Raw genomic sequence first — 5,205 nt, 5'->3', positions numbered from 1 at the left:
GTGGCGGCACGTGCGTACGAGGCGCCGCAGGGCGAGGTCGAGCAGACGCTGGCAGCGATCTGGGGCGAGTTGCTCAAGCTGCAGCGCATCGGCCGTCGCGACAACTTCTTCGAGCTCGGCGGCCATTCGTTGCTGGCCGTCCAGTTGGGCTCCCGCGTGCGCGAGCGCTTTGGCGTCGAGGTGCCGCTGCGCAGCCTGTTCACCGAACCCGTGCTGGCCGACTACGCGGCATTGATTGGCGCGGGCGAGCGCAGCGCCGAAATGGCGATCACGCGGGTGGATCGAAGCCGGCAGGCGGCGAACGAATTGCTGCTACCGCTGTCTTGGTCGCAACAGCGTCTATGGTTCCTCGATCGTCTCGACCGTGCTGCCAGCGCCGCGTACCACATGCCGGCTGCATTGCGGCTCAGCGGCCCGCTCGACCGCAGCGCTTTGAAGGCGACGCTTGACCGCATCGTTGCGCGCCACGAGATCCTGCGCACCCGCTTTGTGCTGAGCGATGGCCAGCCGATGCAGTTGATCGCCGATGCTGATGACGCCGGCGAGCCCGCTGCCGGCTTCGCGCTCGTCGAGGCCGATGCCAGCGATCTTGCCGCTCAACAGGCGGCCTTTTTTGCCGCTGACTTCGATCTGTCAGCCGGGCCTCTGATCCGAGGGCTGCTGCTCAGAGTGGCCGAAACTGAGCATGTGCTGTTGATCAATCAGCACCACATCATCTCGGATGGCTGGTCGCTAGGCGTGCTGGTGCGTGAAGTAACGCAACTCTATGCGGCCTTCAGCGCCGGGCAGGACGATCCGCTACCCCCGCTAGCGATCCAGTATGCCGACTACGCGGCCTGGCAGCGCCACTGGCTGCAGGGCGAGCGCCTGCAGGCGCAACTTGACTACTGGAAGGGCCGCTTGTCAGGTGCGCCCGAACTGCTGGCGCTGCCTACCGATCGACCACGCCCGGCACAGCAAAGCCATGCCGGTGCGACGATCAGCTTCTTGCTTGACGCCGAGTTGACGCAGCGGCTGAACGCGCTGGGCAAACGCCACGGCGTGACGCTCTATATGACCTTGCTGGCCGCCTGGGCGCTGCTGATGTCGCGACTTTCTGGCCAGGCCGAGGTGGTGATCGGCAGTCCGATTGCCAATCGCCAGCGCGGAGAGACCGAAGCCCTGATCGGTTTCTTTGCCAACACGCTGGCACTGCGCGTCAGCGTCGGCGAGGCGCAGACCGTGGCCGGGCTGCTGGCTGCGGTCAGGCAGGAGACGCTGGATGCCTATGCGCATCAGGATCTGCCCTTTGAACAGGTCGTGGATGCCGTCAAGCCGCAGCGCAGCCTTGGCCATAGCCCACTGTTTCAGACCATGCTGACGCTGAATCAGGGAGGCGCCGCCGCCGAGACACTGGCGCTCGCCGGCCTCGAGCTGGCGATGCTCGCGCAGCCGCAGCTCACGACGCAGTTTGATATCTCGCTGACCGTCACCGAGGCCGAGAACGCGCTCGGCGCTTCGATCGAGTATTCGACCGCCTTGTTTGACGAGGCGACGGTGCGTCGTTGGCTGGCGAGTTTTGAGCGCGTCCTGTGCGCCATGGTCGACGATGAGACGCAGACGGTGAATCGCGTGAACCTGCTCAGCGCTGAGGAGCGTCACGCGCTGCTCGTTGGCTTTAACGATAGCGTCGTCGAGTTTGAGCAAGATGTGCTGGTGCACGAGCTGTTCGAACGCCATGCCAGGCGCCGGCCTGCCACCGATGCAGTGCGCCATGAAGGCCTGAGCATCAGCTATGGAGAGCTTGATGCGGCCAGCAGCCGGCTGGCCGCCTGGCTGGCTGGCAAGGGCGCTGCGACTGGGCAGCGTGTGGCGATTTGCGCGCGGCGCGGCGTGCCGCAGCTCGTCGCCATGCTGGCCGTGCTCAAGGCCGGTGCCGCCTACGTGCCGCTCGACGTGAATTACCCGGCCGAGCGACTCGCGCATGTGCTGCGCGACAGCGCAGCGGCGCTCGTGCTCGTCGACGATGGCGGCGCACAGGCGCTGGCTGCGACCGCTGACCTAGACGGCATACACCTCGTCCACCTTGAACGCGATGCACGCCAATGGGCGGAAATCACGGTCGATCACAGCAGGCGCGTCCGCGACCCGCATCAGCTGGCCTACGTGATCTATACCTCCGGCTCGACCGGTCTGCCCAAGGGGGTGGCGATCACGCACGCGAATGTCGTCAATCTGATCGCCGTGCAAGCCGGCCTGCATGGCCTGAACGAGACCGATCGCGTCCTGCAGTTTGCCTCCTTCGGCTTCGACGCTTCGGTCGCCGAAATCTTCCTTGCACTGTGCCATGGCGCCACGCTGGTGCTGCGCCCCGAAGCTGTGAGCCTTCCGGATGCTGCGTTCGCGGCTTTGCTCGGCGAGGAGCGAATCACCATCGCCGACCTGCCGACGGCGTTCTGGCATCAATGGGCGCATGAGCTGGCCGCGGGGCGCTGTGTCCCGGCCCAGATGCCGCGCTCTATCGTCGTCGGCGGCGAGGCGGCCAAGGCGTACCACCTTCGCCAGTGGCTCGGTCATCCCGCCACGCGAAACAGCAGCTGGGCAAACTGCTACGGTCCGACCGAAGCAACCGTCAACTGCATCGCCTTCCAACTCGGGCGCGGCGTGCAGTTCGAAGGCGCCGAGGTGCCGATCGGGCGACCATTGGCCAATTCCCGGGTCTACATCCTTGATGCCGAATTGCAACCGGTACCCTTGGGTGTTGCCGGAGAGATCTACATCGGTGGTACCCAGGTTGGGCAAGGCTATCTCAACCGGCCAGAGCTGACGGCGGAGCGCTTCTTGCGCGATCCCTTCGCGGCCGAGTTTGGGCGCGGCAGCGATGGTGCGGCCCGGATGTACAAGACTGGCGACCTCGGGCGCTGGCGTCCGGATGGAACGATCGAGTACCTGGGGCGCAATGATTTCCAAGTCAAGATTCGTGGCTTCCGGATTGAACTTGGCGAGATCGAGGCGCGGCTGATGGGCTGCGCCGGCGTGCGCGAAGCCGTTGTGCTTGCGCGGGCTGATGATGGACGGGAGCCGCGCCTGGTGGCCTATGTGGGCGCCGACGCCAGCCTCGACATGGCTGCCGTTCGGCAGCAACTGGCGCGCGATCTGCCCGAGTACATGGTGCCCAGCGCTTTCGTTCGACTCGACGCCTTTGCACTGAATGCGAGTGGCAAGCTTGACCGTGCTGCTCTGCCTGCGCCCGAGGCCTCGGCCGGGCTTGCTCGTGCGTTCGAGGCGCCACAGGGCGAGGCCGAGACCGCCATCGCTGCAGTATGGGCTGAATTGCTGAAGCTCGATCGTGTCGGCCGGCAGGACCGTTTCTTCGAGTTGGGCGGTCACTCCTTGCTGGTGATCGAGATGGTTGAACGTCTGCGTGCGCGCCGCTGGCATCTGGAGGTGCAGGCGGTGTTCATGGCCGGCACTGTGGCGGCATTGGCGGCTCAGGCGAAGGCCGTCGACGAAGTGGTGATCACTCAGGCTGCGCGCATCCCGGCCGGGTGTGAGCAGATCTCACCCGACATGCTCACGATGGTGGCATTGACCCAACCGCAGATCGACGCAATCGTCGCAGGTGTCGAAGGCGGCGCAGCCAATATCGAGGACATCTACCCGCTTGCCCCTTTGCAGGAGGGCATTCTGTTCCACCACCTGCTGGAGGAGCATGGCGATCCCTACTTGACCCGCAAAATCGTCGCCTGCGCGAGCCGCGCCGATGTGGAGGCGTTTGTCGCGGCGCTAGATCAGGTCATTGCTCGCCACGAAAGCCTTCGCTGCGGCGTCTTTTGGGAAGGTCTTGCCGAGCCAGTGCAGGTGGTTTTCCGTCATGCGGTCTTGCCCGTGCAGGAACTGAAGCCTGAGGCTGGACTGGACGCGCTGCAGCAATTGCAAGCCGCGACCGATCCGCGCCATCTGCGGCTGGACTTGCGGCGCGCGCCCTTGGCGGCGGTGCATTTGATCGAAGACGCGCCGCAAGGTCGCTGGCTGCTCGCGGTGCTCAATCACCACCTGGTCTCGGATCATGTGGCGCTCGAGTACATGATGGGCGAGATGCAAGTGATCATGCAGGGCCGCGGCGAGCAGCTGCCCGCGCCGCTGTCGATTCGCGACTACATCGCTCAAAGCCGGCAGGTCTCTGCGGCCGAGCATCGGCGCTGGTTTGCCGAGCAGCTCGGTGATGTGACAGAGCCGACGGCGCCTTTCGGTGTCCTGGACACCTATGGCAGTGGCGAAGCGATGGCGCAGTCGCTGTGCCAGCTGCCGGCTGCATTGTCAGCGCAGATACGGGCGGAATCGCGCGCGCTTGGCGTGACGCCTGCCGTGTTCTTCCATCTGGCCTGGGCCAGGGTGCTCGCCGCCTGCACCGGTCAGGATCGTGTCGTGTTCGGCACCGTGCTGTCGGGCCGCATGCGTGCGAGCGCCGGCATTGGCCAGGCCGTTGGTATGTTCATCAACACGCTGCCGATCTGTGTGCGTCTCGACGCCGCGAGCACCGTGCGTGCTTCGATCGACGCGACCTATGCTCAGCTCAGCGGTGTGCTCGCTCATGAGCAGGCCTCGCTCGCCTTGGCACAGCAGTGCGCGGGGCTAGCGCCGGGCCTGCCTTTGTTCACCACGATGTTCAACTTCCGGCACAGCGAGCAAAGTGCAGACAGTGCCAAGGACATCGCTTGGGGGCAGGTTCATCAACTTGCAAGCGAGGAGAGAACGAACTATCCGTTCAGCGCTGCCGTTGACGATATCGGTGACGGCTTCATCCTGAGCGTGCAGTCGACCTCTGTACCGCCCGAACGACTTCTGGGCTACTTCGAACAGGCCGTGATCGGTCTCGCGCAAGCCTGTGCAGGCGCTGAGGAAACGCTGATGGGCGGTGTGCACATCCTGCCCGAGCGCGAACGGAACGAGCTGATCGGGACCTTCAACGAAACGGCGCGGCCGTTCCCGAGCGAGGCGGCGCTGCAGCAGTTGTTCGAGGCGCAGGTGGCGCAGCGGCCGAACGCACTGGCCATCGCGTTCAATGGTGTTGAGCTTGACTACGCCGAGCTCAACGGCCGGGCCAACGCGCTGGCCCATGCGCTGGTGGCGCGCGGGGTGAAGGCGCAGGCGCTGGTGGCGATCTGCCTGCCGCGCAGCGTCGAGCTGATAGTGGCGATGCTTGCGGTGCTCAAGGCCGGCGGC

At 65.3% G+C, this 5,205-nt stretch carries 1 protein-coding gene; it reads left to right on the top strand.

Features of this window, described 5'->3' with window-relative positions:
• Positions 1-5,205: amino acid adenylation domain-containing protein (locus tag RQP53_RS24525; protein WP_350340398.1), on the top strand; the 5,205-nt coding region annotated here is incomplete at its 3' end.

The organism is Roseateles aquae (assembly GCF_032337115.1).
Classification (GTDB): Bacteria; Pseudomonadota; Gammaproteobacteria; order Burkholderiales; family Burkholderiaceae_C; genus Roseateles_C; species Roseateles_C aquae.
The sequence above is the reverse complement of the archived record's forward strand: the minus strand, read 5'-3'. Positions and strand labels throughout refer to the sequence as shown.